Raw genomic sequence first — 17,598 nt, 5'->3', positions numbered from 1 at the left:
CTTCCGTTCATTTGCTTTTCTCGACCAGTTTTTCAACGGATTGCTGTGCGTCCTTTAATCCTTGTTCAACAGATTTTTTCCCGAGAAGAATCGAATCCAATTCAGGATTGATCAAGTTCACGAAATCCGGCGCGTGCACAGGCACTGGCGTCAGGAGAGTATTTTCCATATTATCAATTGCCATTTGGTAAACCACTTTGTCCCTGTCCGGCATCTCTTTGTTTTTCGCTGCTCTTTCGGCCGCTTCGATATTCGCGACGTTGTCAAAGTTTTTTACAGCCCAGTATTCCTGTGCTTCTACATCCGTCAGGTGCTTGATGAATTCCCATGCTTCTTCCGGATGCTTCGACCCTTGTGGAATTTCAGCGACGAATCCGCCGCCCCAACTCGTATTGCCACTCCCCTGCTCACGTTCAGGCAGCATTGCTACGCCAAAATCAAGGTCCGGCGCATAGTCACGGATTTGCGTGTAAAATGTAGGTGTGTTTACATACATCGCAAGCTTGCCGTTGAAAAACGGATTCCCTTGCTGGCTATCAATTTGCGACTTATAGGAATTGATCGTGTTGGCACCGTATTTTTCGTGCCAATCCAATACCCATTCAAGTGTTTCCCGGTTCGCTTCCGTATCGATGATCGGAACGCCATCCTCATCAAAGAAGTTTTTCCCGTCCGAATTGAGCATCCACACATCCGAATTCACTCCCCAGAGCGGATAAAATCCGATCCGGTCATATGTATCTCCGTTCTTCACATCAAGCTTTGCCGCGTACTCCCAAAGCTCGTCCCAAGTGGCAGGTGGTTTTTCCGGATCCAGTCCAGCCTCTTTGAACGCTGTTTTATTGTAAAAAAGGATTCTCGTGTCCGTATTGAATGGAATGCCGTATGAATCCCCTTCGTAAAGGGTCGCATTCCAAAGCTCCTCATAGAACCTACCCGAAATATCATCCTTTTCAAGGAACTTCGATAGGTTCATCGCCTGGTTCTTCTGTCCGCGGAGCGCCGTCGCATTAATATCGTTTATGACGACATCGGGCGGATTTTTTGCCGCGATTGCCGCCAGCTCCTTCGTCCAAATGTCCCCCCATGGAACGAATGTATGCTTCACTTCAATCCTGTCTTGCGATTTGTTGAAATCCTCTACGATTTTATCAATGACCGGACGCCTGATCTCAGACCCCCAAAAACTCCAAAAATCAATGACGACTTTATCCCCGCTATCTGCGCTCGTGCTGTCGCCCGTCTTGAAACCTGCACATCCCGACAAGACAAGCAGCATGGCAAAAAACAACGGAATAAGTTTTTTCCTGAGCACTTTCTCATCCCCTCCTAAAAAATACGAAGAAATCCATACTATTTCCTTCCTACCTATCTACTTACCCAGTTAGCCTAACTATAAACCTATTAAAATAAAATTATTGTAAATTGCCTCTTAATATTTTCCACCTATTGCTTTGTAATTGTGAAGAAGTGATTATGTTTCAAGTGTGTCCGTAACATCGAAACAGTCATTTAAACCTATCTGGTGAATAACATAGTAGTAATTAGGGTGAGAGTAATGGAAAAAATTGTTGCCGATTTAAATACGTTTGGATATGATAATTCTAAAGGGATGGTGAATTTTCAATGAAAAATGATATTGAAGATTTATTTGACAGGGAGAATCGAAGTGAACCAAAGATGAAAGTGGAAAGAAAAGATGGGGAACCAACTGCCGCTTTCAAAGGGGCTTCCTGGGCAGCGCTGTTAATCGGGGCCTCGGCTTATCTAATAGGTTTGTTCAACGCAACAATGGAGCTGAATGAAAAAGGGTATTACTTTGCAATACTAATTTTCGGTCTCTATTCATCTGTATCTTTACAAAAAGCCGTAAGAGATAAAGATGAAGGAATTCCCGTAACGAATATTTACTACGGCATTAGCTGGCTTGCACTTCTTATTTCGATATTACTCATGGGCATCGGCCTGTACAATGCAGGGAGCATCGTTTTAAGTGAAAAAGGGTTTTACGGCATGGCTTTTGTTCTAAGTGTATTTGCAGCCATTACAGTTCAGAAAAACATCCGGGACACACAGAAAGCTAGAGAGATGGATTGAGTTTTAATCTATTTTAAATAAAGCATGACCCCGTTCTGCATGCAGAACGGGGTCATGCTTTGTTATTTTTATCGTTTATTGCTCGAAATAGCACAAATTCATTGTCCACCCATTGAACAACATGAGATCTTATGGTAAATTTATAAGGATAGACTTTGTATAATTAAAATGAATGTATTATCCCTATTTTAATTGTACAACACAACTTATTCATCAGTCAACCCTTTTACTCATTTTTTAAGGAGTGTGCGCTATGAAATCAACTTTTCAGCAAGAGCAGCAACGAGTAGACAATGTAGTGGAAGTCATTACGGGACGAATTCGCAAATTGGAGGAAGACACAACCCGGCAGCGGAATGAGGTCGTTACTATTCGCAGGCATTTTTGGGATGAGGTCAAGGTCAATGTAGATACGTTTGACGATTATCTTGAAACGATTATCGGTCTAAGGCAAGAAGCGCAAGCATTGGCAGTCAACCAGACCACTCATCGACACGCGTCCAAAAGGTTGTCAACGCTGCGACGGATGAAGGAAGTGCCCTATTTCGGGCGAATTGATTTCATTGAGGAAGGCGATTCGACTGCAGAACAAATCTATATTGGTATTTCAACACTATCTGATGACAGTGGTGAAGATTTTCTGATCTACGACTGGAGGGCTCCGATTTCGAGTGTCTATTACGATTATCAGCCCGGAGTCGCCTCTTATGCAACACCCGTTGGCCTCATCCATGGAAAACTGGAGAAGAAATGGCAGTATTTGATTCGCGGTGGCGTTCTCCAATCGATGTTCGATACGAGCGTCACAATCGGGGATGAGATTTTACAAATCGTATTAGGCAAAGGTACCGACAAGCATATGCAAAGCATCGTAGCGACGATTCAGCAGGAGCAAAACCGGATCATCCGCCACGACAAAGGAAAGCTTCTGATTGTTCACGGAGCCGCCGGCAGCGGGAAGACGTCAGCCGCCTTGCAGCGAATCGCTTATTTGCTGTACAAATACCGGGATAGCTTGAATGCCAATCAAATCATCCTATTTTCCCCGAATACGCTGTTTAACAGCTATGTATCCAATGTGCTGCCAGAGCTAGGCGAAGAAAATATGCAACAAGTGACATTTCAGGAATACTTGAATCATCGGTTAAGCAAGAACTTTCAAGTTGAGAACCCTTATGATCAATTGGAATACGTTTTAACTGCAACAGACTCCCCTTCCTATCAATCGAGGGTTGAAAGCATCCGCTTCAAAGCATCACCACTTTTCTTTGGAGCAATCGAATCGTATAGAGAGTCGTTAGAGGTTTCAGGAATGCTGTTCAAAGACTTGCTGTTTAGAGGAAAGCCGATTGTGACTGCAGAACAAATGGCGGAAAGGTTTTATAGTACAGACATATCACTCCGCTTCCATAATCGTCTTGAAAAGTTGAAAGATTGGCTGCTGAAGAGAATAAATGAAACGCAAAGGGCTGAGTGGGATGAACCGTGGGTGCAGGAGAGAATCGAGCTGCTTAGCGACGAGGAATACCATAAGGCACATGCGCACTTAGCGAAAAAGCATGGCTTTACAAAAGAGGCGAGCGCAGATTATGAGATGGAGCCAAAAGAGCTTGCTAAATTGATTGTGCAACAGAGGTTGAGGCCGTTACGGAAACTAGTCCAGGCATTTGAGTTCATCGACATAAAGGGAATCTATCAGCAGCTTTTTGCTAATCCTTTAGAAATCAATCAATGGATGACTGGGGACACACCAGCGGAATGGCCGACAATCTGTCAAGCAACACTCAACATGTTAGATGAAGATCTTCTGTCTTATGAAGACGCTACCCCATTTCTACTTTTGAACGAGCTCATCCAAGGCTTTCAGGCGAATCGAACAATAAAACATATCGTCGTTGACGAGGCGCAAGATTATTCACCTTTCCAATTCGAGTTTTTGAGACGATTGTTTCCATCGGCAAAAATGACTGTGTTAGGAGACTTTCATCAGGCGATATTCGCCCATGCGAGCGAAACGGTTGATTTTGACATGCTTACAAGCCTATACGGACCCAATGAAACAGAAGTGATCAATATGGCAAGAAGCTACCGTTCCACAAAGCCGATCATCGAATTTACTCGAAAATTAGTGCCCAACGGCGAGCAGATCATCCCTTTTGACCGAGAAGGCGAGCTTCCTGAGCTAAAACAAGTGGCTGATTACCTAGAGCTTCATCGTTGCATCGCCTCCAAAGTAGCAGATTTTCAAGTCGCCGGATACAACACAATTGCAATCATATGCAAATCAGCCGAGGAAAGCAGAAGTGCATATGAAGCCTTGTCTACCATCGACGACATTAAACTATTGAGAATCGGTTCAATGGAGTACGAGCAAGGAGTTGTCGTCGTGCCTTCGTATTTGGCTAAAGGCATTGAATTTGACGCCGTCATCATTTATGATGCATCGAAGCAAGTTTACGGTACAGAGAGCCTGCGAAGAATCTACTATACAGCGTGCACAAGAGCGATGCATGATTTGCAATTGTTTAGCGTCGGAGAACCGACTCCGTTATTACAAAACGTTTCGGAGGAAAGTCTCGTCCGAGCATAATGTAATTGGCTGTAAACAAGCAGCATTATGTAAATTTCAGGGGCTGTCTCAGAAAGCCAGTGAAAACTGATTTTCTGAGACAGCCCCTTCGTCATGCTTATGTTTCTAGGACTCTTCCTTTGAACTGCTTTTTCGGTTCCCTTCTATCCTGATGTAGCCTAATGAAAACATTGTTTAGTAGCAAGGATATGATAATGAAAATTGTACCTATATAATCATAAGCGGTGATGCTTACACCTTGCAGTATTTGAATGACTAACGTCGTGACGGGTACAAAATTAAGAAATAATAATCCATTTAACGGTGTAATGACACTCACACCATAATTCCACCCCACTAGCGCAATAACACCCGGGAAAATTACCATAAAAGCGATATGAGGGCTCGTAACGACCATCGTTTCAACGGTTGGAAACGAGACAAATCCGGTAAGCGTAGCACCGAAAACGACAATCGCTGCGGTAGCTGTTCCGAGCAAACAGCTTAACGTAGAATAACGCAATGCAGACCAACCATCGTTACTAAATCGACTTCCACCCATCGTGTACACAACCCACCCAACAACTGCGATAAAGATCAATAAAGATGGGACGATGGCATTTGACGCTGTGAAAAAGGAACCCAAATCGCCTTTTGTTACAACTAACGATGCACCGACAAACCCAAGAAACACACAAAACATTGTAAATGCATGAGGACGTTGCCTTATAAACACCCAAGCAATAATGATGGATATCATAGGCATCAACGATTCCATAATGGAAGCGATCATTGTACCTGGATTGCCCAATAAGTCCTGTCCCCAGAAAACGAGCAAATTATAAACCGTAAAGGCCATCGTTCCAAAAAACCAGAGGTGCCTGCCTTTTCCTTCAAAGCGGAAAGCTTTCTTACCTTCCTTCCATAGAAGCCACACAACTAAAATCATCGTTACAAAGCCATAACGAAAAAGCGTAAAATAAAAAGGGTCTATATGGTGAAATGCATGATTCGCAACCGGAAACATTGCTCCCCAGGATATTGCGGAAATCAAGCATAAAATAGCGCCCCATAATACGTTGTTCTTCAAGAATTTCTGTCCCCTTCTATTATCTACTCTCTATTCATTAAATCACAGGCTCGGTATCTCTCAAAATGAACATTATTGATGCCTACTATCTCATTTGGTGATACCATAGGAAAAGAGTCAGTTAGATGGAGTGATTAAATGGAATTCAAGGATCTGAAGATTTTTCAAATGGTTGCACAAAAAGGTACGATTACCGAAGCTGCAAAAGAACTAAGTTATGTCCAATCCAATATCACCTCAAGAATTAAAAAGCTTGAGGCTGAAATGAATACAGCTCTCTTCAACCGTCACAATCGCGGGATGACACTAACACCGGAAGGCAAAAAACTGCTTGTCTATGCCGAGAAGATTTTAGCGTTAACTAATGAAATGAAGAAAGTTGTTCAAAGTAAAACGGAACCTGCAGGCAAGCTAGAAATCGGAACCGTTGAAACGGTCATTAAATTGCCTGTTATATTATCTTCCTATAGCAAAAAATATAAAAACGTCGACTTATCACTTCTCACAGGTGTGACCGATCAACTCCAAAACGATGTGTTACACCATCGTTTGGACGGTGCATTCGTGACAGAACTCGAGCAACATCCTGAACTCGTCTCTCATGACGTTTTCCAAGAAGAACTTGTCTTACTATCAGATAAGACAAAAACGTCACTTGAGCAAATAAAAGAGGAGCCAATTCTTTGCTTTAGCGAAGGATGCGGCTACCGGGCAAGACTCGCAAGGTGGTATAAAGATCAAAATATAACACCACAAAAACTGATGGAGTTCGGCACCTTAGAAACGATATTGGGGAGTGTGACGATGGGACTCGGCATTACGTTCGTTCCGAAATCAGCCGTTTCCCATTTGGAAGAAAGAGGGCTCGTCCACTGTCATTACTTGCCTGAGAAGTATAGTAAAGTCAATACCGTATTCATTAGACGAAAGGATGCTTATTTAACTTCTACACTTGAAAAGTTTATCGAAACGTTTGAACAGATCGAAGGCGAACCAGCTTATCCGCTGGCGTATTAATCGTTGTATAGTAAAAGCCTAATTTCTCTTGTGCAAGTGAGAAATTAGGCTTTAGTTATTTTTTATGCGCTAATCTTTTCTTTTGCGGAACCGAATAGCTTGTTTTCTAAAGCAAACAAGCGGCTTCCACTAATCAATAACACAACTGCGATTGTTAATAAAGCTATATCCAATTCGTACCCGGCAGTTTCAGCACCCATGAAGCCTACAGACAGTTTCGCTGTAAAGATAGCCCCAAGCATGACAATTGCAATCATTGCCGAGAATAGTCTAGTTCCAATACCCAAAATTAATGCAAGCCCTCCAAGCAGTTCGATAAAAGCAATCACATAACCTAGGAAACCCAGAATGCCTATACTTTCGAACCAACCTGCCACATTCCCTAGACCCATTTGGAATTTTGCAACTCCATGAATTAAGAAAGTAATCCCTAAAACGACTCGAAGAATCAATAAACTCCATTCATACTTTTTCATTATTCATATTCCCTCACTTATCATTTTTTGTTATTTTCCTTAAACGCCTACTAATACGTTTTCTTTCCTTGTTGCCTTCCTGACGACCGGCGCCACTTCTGTCGCTAATAATTCAATGCTCTTCGCCACTTTTTCAAACGGCAAACCACCTATATCAAGCTGCGCCATAAAGCGTCGGTGTCCAAATAGTTCATGTTGATGAAGGATCTTCTCAACAATTTGTTGAGGACTGCCTACGAACAAAGCAGTGTCAGAAGCCGCCACTTTTTCAAATTCGAATCGTGACATCCTTCCCTCTCCATGACCGAGCTGCTGACTTACGATTGACTTATAGTTCGAATAATAAGGATAGAACTCTTCTTTTGCTTGTTGAGTTGTCTCGGCAATATATCCATGACCCGTTACCCCAACTTTAAGATTTTCCAAAGCATGTCCAGCTTTTAGACCTGCTTCACGGTATACTTCAACCAATGGTTTAAATCGAGCAGGATCGCCGCCTAGAATCGCCATTGCCATTCCGGCACCGAGTCTGCCTGCACGGGCTGCACTATTCGGAGTCCCTCCAACACCAACCCAAACTGGTAACTTCTGCTGTAGTGGACGAGGTGCAATATCCGCATTCCTTAATGACGAGCGGAATTGACCATCCCATGTGATCTTCTCGTTTTCATTAAGCTTCAGCAGTAATTCGATGTTTTCCGAGAATAAGGCAGCAGAGTCACCAGTGTCATAACCAAAGAGCGGGAATGATTCAACAAACGCACCACGCCCCGTAATAATTTCCGCACGTCCGTCGGATAGCAAATCCAATGTTGCAAAGTCTTCAAATAAACGAACTGGATCTACCGTGCTTAACACTGACGTTGCGCTTGTCAATTTAATTTGCTTCGTCATCTGGGCAATTGCGGCCAAGACGACAGATGGTGATGTGATGGCATAATCCAATCGATGATGTTCCCCTACTCCGAAAATATCCAGTCCAGCCTCGTCAGCGAGTTTAGCCGCTTCCGTAATTTCCTTCATTCTTTGCCTAGCACTAATTGTTTTACCGCTAAACGGATCTGGCACCAAATCACCTAGTGTATAAAGGCCGATTTCAAACCCTGTATTCGCAAATCCTTCTTCGTTTCTCATAAGATCATGATCCCCCACCTAAGATGTCAGTTTAAATAGTAATGAGTTTCGATTACTAGTTACTTTACGTAAGTAAGTATATTATCGTAATATCAGTTAGTCAAGTAACTAATTTACAAAAACATATTTAATTATTTATCGTTACGAGCTATACTATAATTAGGGAGCTGATTACATTGGATACATCGATTTGTCCTAGGTTTGAAAAGTCAATGGAGTTATTGGGTCAAAGGTGGATGGGGTTAATTATTTACAAGCTATTAGAGGGACCGCAACGCTTTTGCAGTATCGAATCCACGATCGGCGTAAGTGGCAGAGTCTTATCGGAGAGGTTAAAAATTCTTGAACACCAAGGTGTTGTGCATAGAGAAGTCTTTCCGGAGACACCGGTTCGAATCGAATATTCATTAACAGATAAAGGGTTCGCCCTCGAACCTCTTATACGGGAATTGGAAAAATGGTCACAAAATTGGATGGACGCATAACATTTCCCTTTTCATGCGCTAGAAACATCAGATGCTACGTTTAACTAATTTATATAAAAGGAATGATTTTATGGTACATGCAAAACTAGAAGCAACAGTTGTTGATACTTTAAAGGAAAAAATTCAATTGATTGAGACAGATAAAGGTGCCACCTATTTGGTCGGCCCCATTCAACTGCCCGTGAATCTTTATGGAGAAACGGTTATTTTCCAATGGTATTGCTGGCTGAATCAATGTGAAGTGACAGATGATTTTCAAGAGATTATTGACCGCCTGTCTTCTGCTAATCTTGCAGAGCATCAACAATCGAGCGTGCTTGTATATGGTGATTTTAAAAATGCGGATGATGCGCAAATCCGGATGCACTCGATTTGTCATACAGGCGATATCTTTGGAAGTAAAAGATGCGACTGCGGTTATCAATTGAAGCAATCGATGAAGAATATTGTAGAACATGGGACGGGCGCACTGTTTTACTTGGCCAATCATGAAGGCCGTGGGATTGGTTTATTCAGCAAGGCAATGGCATATGTCCTTCAGGAGAATGGGTACGATACAGTAGAAGCAAATGAAGGTCTTGGCTTCGTCGATGATTCGAGAAATTACGAAGATGCCATGCATGTATTAAAAGCATTACGAACCAAGCCTGTGACACTGATGACGAATAATCCGAAGAAAGTGGAAGCGATGCGGAATGCGGGTCTTCCGATTTCAGGGAGAGAGCCTTTGTGGGGCGATAAATCCGAGTTCAATGAAAAATACTTGCAAACAAAGATTCAACGGTCCGGACATATAGATGTGGAAGGGGCTCATATCATTGACTAACCATGAGTTCTATATGAATTTGGCTCTGCAAAATGCACAAGCAACAAAAGGCCAAACGGATCCAAATCCACTAGTAGGATCGGTCATTGTGAATGAAAATCGAATCGTAGGGATAGGTACGCATTTGAAAGCTGGTGAGCCGCATGCTGAAATTCATGCGATTCGGATGGCTGGTGAACAGGCTAAAGGCGGAACTATATACGTCACCCTTGAGCCATGCTCTCATTATGGACGTACCGGCCCTTGTGCAGTAGCGATTGTTGAAGCAGGCATTAAGAAAGTCGTCATCGCTACTCTCGACCCAAACCCGGTCGTTGCCGGAAACGGAGTTAGGATTTTGGAGGATGCAGGGATTGAAGTTGTCATCGGCGTACTGGAAGACCAATCCCGACAGATGAACGAAGTGTTCAATAAATTCATCGTAGAACAAAGGCCCTTCATCACAATGAAAGCCGGAAGCACATTGGACGGGAAAATCGCTACGCATACTGCAGACAGTAAATGGATTACGTCCGCCGAAGCAAGACACGATGTACACGTATTGAGAAATCAAAACATGGCCATTTTAGTCGGTGTCAATACAGTCATCGAAGATGATCCCGAATTGACAACAAGGATTCCAGACGGCCGGAATCCGATTCGCGTCATTTTAGATTCCTCTTTACGCACACCGCTCGATTCGAAGGTCGTGACAGATGGACAGGCGGAAACATGGATTTTCACTGCAAAAACGTATAATAAAGAAGCAAAGAAAAAGTTGGTGGAACGAGGAATTTCGATTTTCCACACTTCAGGCAATCACCAAGTCGATCCACATGATGTCGTTCGAATCCTCGGTGAAAAACTTGTTTCTTCTGTTCTAATTGAAGGCGGAGGATCGATTCACGCTGCCTTCCTCGAGAAGCAGCTCGTCGACAAAGTTGAGATTTATATCGCGCCAAAACTAGTTGGAGGCACACAAGCGCCGACATTCCTTGAAGGTACAGGTGTTGAACTAATGTGTAATGCTGTGGAATTGGAGAATCTCAACATTACTCATATCGGAAAAGATTTTAAGTTTACAGGCTATCCAAAATATATGACTACACAAACTGAGGGTAATTAATATGAAATTTGGTTTTGATATCGATGATACGTTAATTAATTTAAGAGAACATGCTTTTCATATATACAATGAGAAACTGAATCAGAATGTGGATATAGAACTTTTTCACGCATTGGACAAAGTTGAAATTCACGAGCTCTTCGGCATGACAGCTGAAGAAGGCGGCAAGATGTGGAATGGTTCGTTAGAAGAAATTTATTTCACATCGTGCCCTACCTATCCTGATGCAGTTGAAACGTTGCAAAAGCTGGAGAACGACGGACATGAAATCTATTATATTACCGCAAGACCTAAAGAACATGGCGAGCGTACAATGGAATGGATGATTGAACAAGGTTTCCCGGTCCATAAAGATCGATTTTTTTACGGCATGAATGACGAGGACAAGGTTCACATTATTAAAGAGTTGGAACTCGACTATTATTTCGACGACAAGCCGGCGGTTCTTGAAACATTGAGTGATTGTAAGGTAAATCTATTCGCGAAAACTCAATCATATAATCAACATTTGGAGATTCCACGAATTGCAAACTGGTCTGAACTATTCGATCTGCTACTTTAGAAAAAAATACTTCCCATTAAAGCCTAATCCTTTTGTATAAAGGGTTGGGCTTTTTGTATGAGTTAACAACGCACCAAAGAGCTATCCACAGTTAATTACATCTTGTCTTACAGGTATGTGTTGTATTTAAAAAAACGATAGTATATAATTTACTTCTAAATGATAACGATTATCAGTATCATTTATAATTAAACTAAATTTGACAAAGGAGTGGCATCACGTGTCTGCAGTTACATACACAGTAGGAAACAACAAGAAAGTTTTTTCTTTATTTGCAGTCCTATTTTCGTTTGTATTATTTTTAGCGGGTTGTGGAACTCAGCAAGGAAAAGACCAAACGGAGAAGCAAAATGAATCAGGACAATCTGAGCAGGCAGCGGATTCGAATGATATCCGTGAAATCACCCACGCAATGGGGACGACAACAATTGAAGGGACACCGAAACGAATCGTCACATTGTATCAAGGTGCGACAGACGTTGCCGTCGCTTTAGGCGTTCAACCAGTAGGAGCCGTTGAATCTTGGGTTGAGAAGCCTATGTATAACTATCTGAAAGATGACTTGGAAGACACCGTAATTGTAGGGGAAGAAACTCAACCAAATTTAGAGGAAATTGCAAAACTTAAACCTGATTTGATCATCGCCTCGAAATTACGCCATGAGAAGATTTATGATCAGCTTTCCCAAATTGCACCGACGGTTACCCATGACACAGTCTTTAAATTCAAGGACACTGTTGAATTGATGGGGAAAGCAATGAACAAGGAGGACCAAGCAAGTGAACTACTTTCGGATTGGGAACATCGAGTAGATGATTTCAAAACGAAAATCTCTGCTAAATTGGGTGACGAATGGCCGATTGAGGCATCTGTTCTCAACTTCAGGGCCGACCATGCTCGTATTTATGTAACCGGTTATGCTGGTGATATTTTGGATGAGCTAGGGTTTGTACGTTCTGCCTACCAACAGGAAGAGGCTGAAAAAGGGACAGTCGTGCTTAAACTGACAGATAAAGAAGGCATTCCGAGCATGAATGCCGATGTTTTCTTCTACTTCTTATCCGATCCTGGTCAAGAAGAAGCTGTCCAAAAAACGTATGACGAGTGGACGAATCATCCTTTATGGAAAAATCTCGATGCTGTGAAAAAAGGCCAAGTGTATCAGATTGACGAAGTCGCCTGGAACATGGCCGGTGGTATTCTTTCTGCCAATGACATGCTAGATCAGCTTTATGAGCATTTTGATTTAGAAAAATAATTGGCCATGGCAATGCGGCAATCTGAACAGTGGTGTGCAGGATTCTTACTGCACCCACTTTTCTTGGTGCCCATCAAAATACTGTAGTGGAAGAGGGAGAAAATGACGTATTTATTTTCTCGCACATCATCTAAATGGGTAGGCTTGGCCGTCGGAATCGTCCTATTAATGGCATCGTTTCTTTCAAGCATCGCTTTTGGTCAAACACCAATTTCATTCAATACGGCAATTGAGGCCTTTTTCAATTTCGACGAACATTCGACCGAGCATATCATTATTGCGACGACGCGAGTTTCACGTGCAGTAATTGCCACCGTGATCGGGGCGAGCCTTGCGATTGCAGGAGCCCTTATGCAAGCATTGACGAGGAATCCGCTTGCTTCCCCGAGCATTTTCGGCATCAATTCAGGTGCCGTTTTCTTTGTAGTGTTAGCAGTTACCTTCTTTTCCTTCTCTTCATTGACCCAATACATGTGGATTGCTTTCCTTGGTGCAGGAATTGCAGCCATCATGGTTTACTTATTAGGTTCGTTTGGAAGAGACGGATTGTCCCCTATTAAAATCGTATTAGCCGGTGCGGCGATCACTGCCCTATTTGTGTCGTTAACACAAGGGCTCCTCGTCATTAACGGACAAAATTTGGAAGGGGTATTATTTTGGTTAGCCGGTTCAGTTGCGGGGAGAACACTGGATATGCTGGAACCCATTTTACCGTTCATGATAGGCGGATGGGTCGTTGCCCTATTGTTAGGGCGTTCCGTTAATATCCTTGCCTCCGGCGATGATGTTGCAAAGGGATTGGGGCAACGTACGGTTTTAGTGAAGACGGTAATGGCGATTGTTATTATCGTCCTTGCAGGTGGGTCTGTAGCGGTTGGAGGTTCAATCGGTTTTGTCGGATTGATTACACCACATATTGTTCGTGGACTTGTAGGATTTGATTATCGGTGGGTCCTCCCTTATTGTGCGTTGTATGGTGCAAGTTTGTTGTTGTTGGCGGATATAGCCGCAAGGTTCATAATGATGCCACAAGAGGTGCCGATCGGTGTCATGACCGCTATAATCGGAACTCCGTTTTTCATCTATATTGCACGGAAGGGGTTCAGTAAGGAATGAGTAAATATATTTCATTTCGAAATCGGTCGGATACTTTTTCATTCCAATTGGAGAAGCGGGCTATTGCGGTCTTCTTCGCATTGGCTTGTTTGTTTCTCCTGGTGTTCGTAGTTGGACTTTCAATAGGCAGCACATTTATTCACCCCGTAGATGTCATTAAACATTTACTTGGCTTCGGAACGGGTGAATATACTTTCGTTATTCAAACGTTGCGACTCCCAAGGATGGTTCTTTCAATCCTCGTTGGCGCTGCACTAGGCGTTGCAGGGTTAATCCTGCAAGGGATCGTTCGAAATCCGCTCGGTTCGCCGGATATTATTGGCATTACGGGCGGGGCTTCTTTTGCGGCGGTTTTTTTCATTACATACTTTGCGGATACGGTAAGTATTATATGGCTGCCATTCGTGGCCATTTTAGGTGCTGGAATTGTTTCTCTCGTTATTTTTGCATTAGCTTGGAAAAATGGGATATCTCCCTTTCGTCTCATCCTCATCGGGATCGGAATGTCATCCATACTCGGTGCAATGACGACAATGATGATCGTTTTTGGCAATACGTACACGACTTCCCAAGCGTACGTCTGGATGACGGGCAGCGTTTACGGAGCAAACTGGGAGAACGTCACAGCGATGCTGCCATGGGTTCTAATTTTGATTCCGTTGACATTGTTTTTTTCGAAGTCAGCCAACGCCCAAGCATTAGGAGATTTGGTTGCATTAGGGTTAGGTGTTCGACTTCAACTACATCGCTTTAGTCTTCTACTCATCAGTGTCGCCTTGGCGGGTTCCGCCGTTGCCTATGCGGGAGGAATCGGATTCGTCGGTTTAATGGCCCCCCATATTGCAAGAATGCTCGTCGGCCAATCGTTCGGCAACTTAGTGCCAATAGCCGCCATGACGGGAGGGCTCATTGTCATGTTGGCTGATGTAGTTGCCCGAACAGCCTTTTTGCCGCTCGATCTTCCAGCGGGAGTGTTCGTTTCCGGAATCGGAGCGCCATTTTTCATTTATTTATTGTATAGAAATCGCAATGCGTAAAGGTAAGCTGCATATGCGTTTTCCTGGAGGGTGATAATGATGAACAATGCTGTACTAAACGAACTGAAAACGTTTGATATCCATTTTACTCATGAGCATGCTAAGGAGATTGCGATATCGGATTTGCTGGATGAAGAGAAATGTCGATCATTTTCAGAAAAACAGATGGTTGAGATGAAGGCGCCGAATTTAGTAGTCACTGCTTCAATGATTTCCAAAAGATATGCGCATCTCGTCGTGTCATCTACCCTATACAGTATGATTGAATTCAATTGTGCGTTGAATTTACCGGTAACAGCCTGTGCACTGAGCAAAGAGCGCAAATTATGTATCCAAGCGGATTTATGCAACTGGCAAATGGTTGAAGCGCTAGGAAGAGAGGAATGGCGTGAAAATGTATTGCATGGTCTTTTCTCGGGTCATATTACGCCCGTTTTAGAATCATTGAGAAAAACGACGCGCCTTCCGTCATCGATCATGTGGGAAAACGTTGCCATCCGCATCAACTCCATTTATCGAAAAATGCTCGCAAACAATTTGGATCCGGTTACAAGGGAAAGAGTTTACAGCGATTTTAATTTCTTGAAAAACGCGAGCGGCGAAATGTTTGGTTTACAAGACAATCCAATTCAACAATATTTAAAGATAGGGGAAGCACTTACGTTAAACCCTAATCGGAAAACATGCTGTATGTATTACAAATTGGAGAAAGACGTTGAAGGAATCGGTTATTGCAGCAATTGCCCGCTTAAAAAGAAGCAGATCGAAAAGAAAAAGCTTTAACCTGTTGAATACCTACTTGCTAAAAGAGGCCAAATTAGTAATTCTTTTTTTTCGAAAACCGACTGAGCGTTGACCCACTCAGTCGGACTTTGTCTACTTTTTAAATGATAACCCATTTGTCTTCAAAGCATCTCTAAGCTTTGGCAAAGAAGCTGGCCCCATGCCGTGAAATTGTAATATCTCTTTTTCACTAAATGTCGCGAGCCGTTGCAAAGAAGTAATCCCGTTGTTTTCCAATGCTCTTCTTGCCGGTGCTGATAGTAATGAAAGAAATCCATTGGCAGGTTTGCGTTCCTGTTCACAAATCGGACATGTCGGGCAGTCGCTACTTTTATAGTAGTTATGTCCTTTGCTACAAGTCCTTAGAGTTTTCTTTGAAGTTGTCATTGGTACTATCTCCTATTCAAACAAAAACAGTTTTCAACTTTTACTAACATCTTACATTGTGTTCACTGACATTCAATATTGTGTGATTAGTTCTCCAACCACTTGTTTTCGTGCTTGTTTAGCAGGATGGTCTTCTTTCAATTGATCATAACCAAATAAATTATTTCGGAATGTGCCCTCTTCATATTCTGTACGCACTAAACCTCGCTCTTGTAAAACTGGAACGACTAGCTCAACGAAGTCTTCGAAGGAGCCTGGTGTAATTGAATAAACAATATTAAAACCATCAATATCGGCATAGTCCATCCATTCCTCTAACGTGTCTGCAATTTGTTCAGGGTCACCGACAATTAGTTCACCAAGACCGCCAAGTGCAACTTTTTCAGCGATTTCATTCACAGTCATGCCCGCAAAGCCTTGTAAGATTGAGCGCATTGCATCATTTTCAATATACTCTACCTTTTGATTTGGATCTAATTCCGCCAGGTCAATCCCTGTCCAACCGCTCACTAACGCAAGCGCTCCCTCATGATCGATATACTGCTTGTAATCTTCCAGCTTTGCTTCCGCTTCTTCTAACGTCGAGGCGACAATTGGCGTAACGGTCGTTAGCACTTTAACATCATCTGCCGGTCTTCCGGATTTTATAACATCCTCCCTAAACGTTGCAACGATGTTTTTTGTTTTCTCTAAAGACGGGGATGATACAAAAATAAGTTCAGCATGATTTGCCGCAAACGCACGGCCCCTTGAAGATGCGCCTGCTTGGAATATAACCGGTGTTCGTTGTGGTGACGGCTCACAGAGATGGTTACCCGGAACTTGATAGTACTTGCCGTTATGGTTAATGTCGTGAACTTTAGAAGGATCTGTATATACTCCTTTCGCTTTATCGATTACAACTGCATCATCTTCCCAACTTGCTTCCCATAGCTTATAGACGACTTCCATATATTCATCCGCCCGCTCGTACCGCTCATCATGCGGGGTCTGAGAATCTAACCCAATGTTTTTTGCCGCAGTATTCAAATAAGATGTAACAACGTTCCAACCAATTCTTCCCTTCGTCAAATGATCTAATGTTGTCATTTTCCGGGCAAATGTATACGGATGATCGAATGTTGTGGAAGCAGTTAATCCGAACCCAAGATATTTAGTTACAGATGCCATAATGGGAACAATAAAAGCTGGATCATTGGCCGGCACTTGCATACCAGACCTTAATGCTGGATCCCTTGAACCTTTATATACATCGTAAACCCCTAATACATCTGCTATGAACACAGCGTCAAAGTTACCTTTTTCCAAAACTTTCGCAAGATGCGTCCAATATTCAATGTCTTTATAGCCGGGTGTATTGTCATCGGGATGTCTCCATAGTGCGTGCGACTGAAACGCTGCACAACTCATTTCAAAGGCATTTAAATACATTCTTTTTTTAGTTTTACTCATTTTTTCAACCTTCTTTCCTCGTAGTTGTATTTTCATAAAACTTTAAAAGTAAAAGCCCTCTTTTCGATAGAAAAGAGGGCTTAGTGAATATAGCATTGTCTCTTATCTTCCAAGAGTTTCCCCTTGCTGGATTTAGCACCTTCCTGCGACGCAGAGGTTGCTGAAGCTTCATCGGGCCAGTCCCTTAGCTTCTCTTGATAAGTT

At 42.7% G+C, this 17,598-nt stretch carries 17 protein-coding genes and 1 riboswitch; of the genes, 11 read left to right on the top strand and 6 right to left on the bottom strand.

Going from position 1 to position 17,598, the window contains the following annotated elements; all coding sequences use genetic code 11:
- Window positions 1-7: 7 nt before the first annotated feature.
- On the bottom strand, window positions 8-1,315 hold the full coding sequence (locus tag NIT04_RS00260; RefSeq protein WP_252501613.1) for an ABC transporter substrate-binding protein: 1,308 nt from the start codon (window positions 1,313-1,315) through the stop codon (window positions 8-10).
- 311 nt (window positions 1,316-1,626) lie between these two features.
- On the opposite strand from NIT04_RS00260, the gene yiaA reads away from it, so the two are divergent.
- Window positions 1,627-2,097: an inner membrane protein YiaA gene (gene yiaA, locus NIT04_RS00255; RefSeq protein ID WP_252501612.1), complete on the top strand. Its 471-nt coding sequence runs from the start codon at window positions 1,627-1,629 to the stop codon at window positions 2,095-2,097.
- A gap of 253 nt (window positions 2,098-2,350) precedes the next feature.
- Complete coding sequence (helD, locus tag NIT04_RS00250) at window positions 2,351-4,687, top strand: RNA polymerase recycling motor HelD (protein ID WP_252501611.1); 2,337 nt, start codon at window positions 2,351-2,353, stop codon at window positions 4,685-4,687.
- Window positions 4,688-4,784: 97 nt separating this feature from the next.
- On the opposite strand, the gene NIT04_RS00245 is transcribed toward helD, so the two are convergent.
- Window positions 4,785-5,756 carry a DMT family transporter gene (locus NIT04_RS00245; protein WP_252501610.1) on the bottom strand — a complete coding sequence of 324 codons (972 nt, stop codon included), beginning with the start codon at window positions 5,754-5,756 and terminating at the stop codon, window positions 4,785-4,787.
- A 138-nt stretch (window positions 5,757-5,894) separates the two neighbouring features.
- On the opposite strand from NIT04_RS00245, the gene NIT04_RS00240 reads away from it, so the two are divergent.
- Window positions 5,895-6,773 (top strand): LysR family transcriptional regulator, encoded by an 879-nt coding sequence (locus tag NIT04_RS00240; protein ID WP_252501609.1) that lies wholly within the window; start codon window positions 5,895-5,897, stop codon window positions 6,771-6,773.
- A gap of 62 nt (window positions 6,774-6,835) precedes the next feature.
- On the opposite strand, the gene NIT04_RS00235 is transcribed toward NIT04_RS00240, so the two are convergent.
- Window positions 6,836-7,252, bottom strand: a complete 417-nt coding sequence (locus NIT04_RS00235) for a DoxX family protein (protein ID WP_252503147.1) — start codon at window positions 7,250-7,252, stop codon at window positions 6,836-6,838.
- 36 nt (window positions 7,253-7,288) lie between these two features.
- The gene (locus NIT04_RS00230) at window positions 7,289-8,383 is read right to left on the bottom strand and encodes an LLM class flavin-dependent oxidoreductase (protein ID WP_252501608.1); all 1,095 of its coding nucleotides are present in this window, start codon (window positions 8,381-8,383) and stop codon (window positions 7,289-7,291) included.
- A 176-nt stretch (window positions 8,384-8,559) separates the two neighbouring features.
- Between NIT04_RS00230 and NIT04_RS00225 the strand changes: the two genes are divergently transcribed.
- The 8 genes from NIT04_RS00225 to NIT04_RS00190 all read left to right on the top strand — a co-directional run bounded on the left by NIT04_RS00225 (window position 8,560) and on the right by NIT04_RS00190 (window position 15,555).
- Window positions 8,560-8,868 carry a helix-turn-helix domain-containing protein gene (locus tag NIT04_RS00225; RefSeq protein WP_305880081.1) on the top strand — a complete coding sequence of 103 codons (309 nt, stop codon included), beginning with the start codon at window positions 8,560-8,562 and terminating at the stop codon, window positions 8,866-8,868.
- Between the two features lie 70 nt (window positions 8,869-8,938).
- The gene (locus tag NIT04_RS00220) at window positions 8,939-9,694 is read left to right on the top strand and encodes a GTP cyclohydrolase II (protein WP_252501607.1); all 756 of its coding nucleotides are present in this window, start codon (window positions 8,939-8,941) and stop codon (window positions 9,692-9,694) included.
- On the top strand, window positions 9,687-10,799 hold the full coding sequence (gene ribD, locus NIT04_RS00215; protein WP_252501606.1) for a bifunctional diaminohydroxyphosphoribosylaminopyrimidine deaminase/5-amino-6-(5-phosphoribosylamino)uracil reductase RibD: 1,113 nt from the start codon (window positions 9,687-9,689) through the stop codon (window positions 10,797-10,799). Before NIT04_RS00220 ends, ribD begins: the two co-directional genes overlap by 8 nt.
- A 1-nt stretch (window position 10,800) precedes the next feature.
- Window positions 10,801-11,361 carry an HAD family acid phosphatase gene (locus NIT04_RS00210; protein WP_252501605.1) on the top strand — a complete coding sequence of 187 codons (561 nt, stop codon included), beginning with the start codon at window positions 10,801-10,803 and terminating at the stop codon, window positions 11,359-11,361.
- A gap of 220 nt (window positions 11,362-11,581) precedes the next feature.
- A complete protein-coding gene (locus NIT04_RS00205; RefSeq protein WP_252501604.1) occupies window positions 11,582-12,619 on the top strand; it encodes an ABC transporter substrate-binding protein in 1,038 nt (345 codons plus the stop codon).
- A 102-nt stretch (window positions 12,620-12,721) separates the two neighbouring features.
- On the top strand, window positions 12,722-13,735 hold the full coding sequence (locus NIT04_RS00200; protein ID WP_252501603.1) for an iron ABC transporter permease: 1,014 nt from the start codon (window positions 12,722-12,724) through the stop codon (window positions 13,733-13,735).
- Window positions 13,732-14,772, top strand: a complete 1,041-nt coding sequence (locus tag NIT04_RS00195) for an iron chelate uptake ABC transporter family permease subunit (protein ID WP_252501602.1) — start codon at window positions 13,732-13,734, stop codon at window positions 14,770-14,772. The genes NIT04_RS00200 and NIT04_RS00195 overlap by 4 nt, the downstream gene beginning before the upstream one ends.
- Window positions 14,773-14,808: 36 nt before the next feature.
- Complete coding sequence (locus NIT04_RS00190) at window positions 14,809-15,555, top strand: IucA/IucC family C-terminal-domain containing protein (RefSeq protein WP_252501601.1); 747 nt, start codon at window positions 14,809-14,811, stop codon at window positions 15,553-15,555.
- A gap of 93 nt (window positions 15,556-15,648) precedes the next feature.
- Here the strand turns inward: NIT04_RS00190 and NIT04_RS00185 are convergent, their stop codons facing one another.
- Entirely contained in the window at window positions 15,649-15,942 is a 294-nt protein-coding gene (locus NIT04_RS00185; RefSeq protein WP_252501600.1) for an RNA polymerase alpha subunit C-terminal domain-containing protein, read from the bottom strand.
- Between the two features lie 72 nt (window positions 15,943-16,014).
- On the bottom strand, window positions 16,015-17,394 hold the full coding sequence (locus tag NIT04_RS00180) for an LLM class flavin-dependent oxidoreductase (protein ID WP_252501599.1): 1,380 nt from the start codon (window positions 17,392-17,394) through the stop codon (window positions 16,015-16,017).
- A gap of 99 nt (window positions 17,395-17,493) precedes the next feature.
- Window positions 17,494-17,598, bottom strand: a riboswitch (SAM riboswitch).

The sequence above is a fragment of the Sporosarcina sp. Marseille-Q4943 genome (assembly GCF_943736995.1).
GTDB lineage: Bacteria > Bacillota > Bacilli > Bacillales_A > Planococcaceae > Sporosarcina.
The sequence above is the reverse complement of the archived record's forward strand: the minus strand, read 5'-3'. Positions and strand labels throughout refer to the sequence as shown.

Coding starts and splice junctions, on each gene's coding strand:
- yiaA (WP_252501612.1), top strand. CDS start 1,627: ATGAAAAATGATATTGAAGATTTATTTGACAGGGAGAATCGAAGTGAA.
- helD (WP_252501611.1), top strand. CDS start 2,351: ATGAAATCAACTTTTCAGCAAGAGCAGCAACGAGTAGACAATGTAGTG.
- NIT04_RS00240 (WP_252501609.1), top strand. CDS start 5,895: ATGGAATTCAAGGATCTGAAGATTTTTCAAATGGTTGCACAAAAAGGT.
- NIT04_RS00230 (WP_252501608.1), bottom strand. CDS start 8,383: ATGAGAAACGAAGAAGGATTTGCGAATACAGGGTTTGAAATCGGCCTT.
- NIT04_RS00220 (WP_252501607.1), top strand. CDS start 8,939: ATGGTACATGCAAAACTAGAAGCAACAGTTGTTGATACTTTAAAGGAA.
- NIT04_RS00210 (WP_252501605.1), top strand. CDS start 10,801: ATGAAATTTGGTTTTGATATCGATGATACGTTAATTAATTTAAGAGAA.
- NIT04_RS00200 (WP_252501603.1), top strand. CDS start 12,722: ATGACGTATTTATTTTCTCGCACATCATCTAAATGGGTAGGCTTGGCC.
- NIT04_RS00195 (WP_252501602.1), top strand. CDS start 13,732: ATGAGTAAATATATTTCATTTCGAAATCGGTCGGATACTTTTTCATTC.
- NIT04_RS00190 (WP_252501601.1), top strand. CDS start 14,809: ATGATGAACAATGCTGTACTAAACGAACTGAAAACGTTTGATATCCAT.
- NIT04_RS00185 (WP_252501600.1), bottom strand. CDS start 15,942: ATGACAACTTCAAAGAAAACTCTAAGGACTTGTAGCAAAGGACATAAC.
- NIT04_RS00180 (WP_252501599.1), bottom strand. CDS start 17,394: ATGAGTAAAACTAAAAAAAGAATGTATTTAAATGCCTTTGAAATGAGT.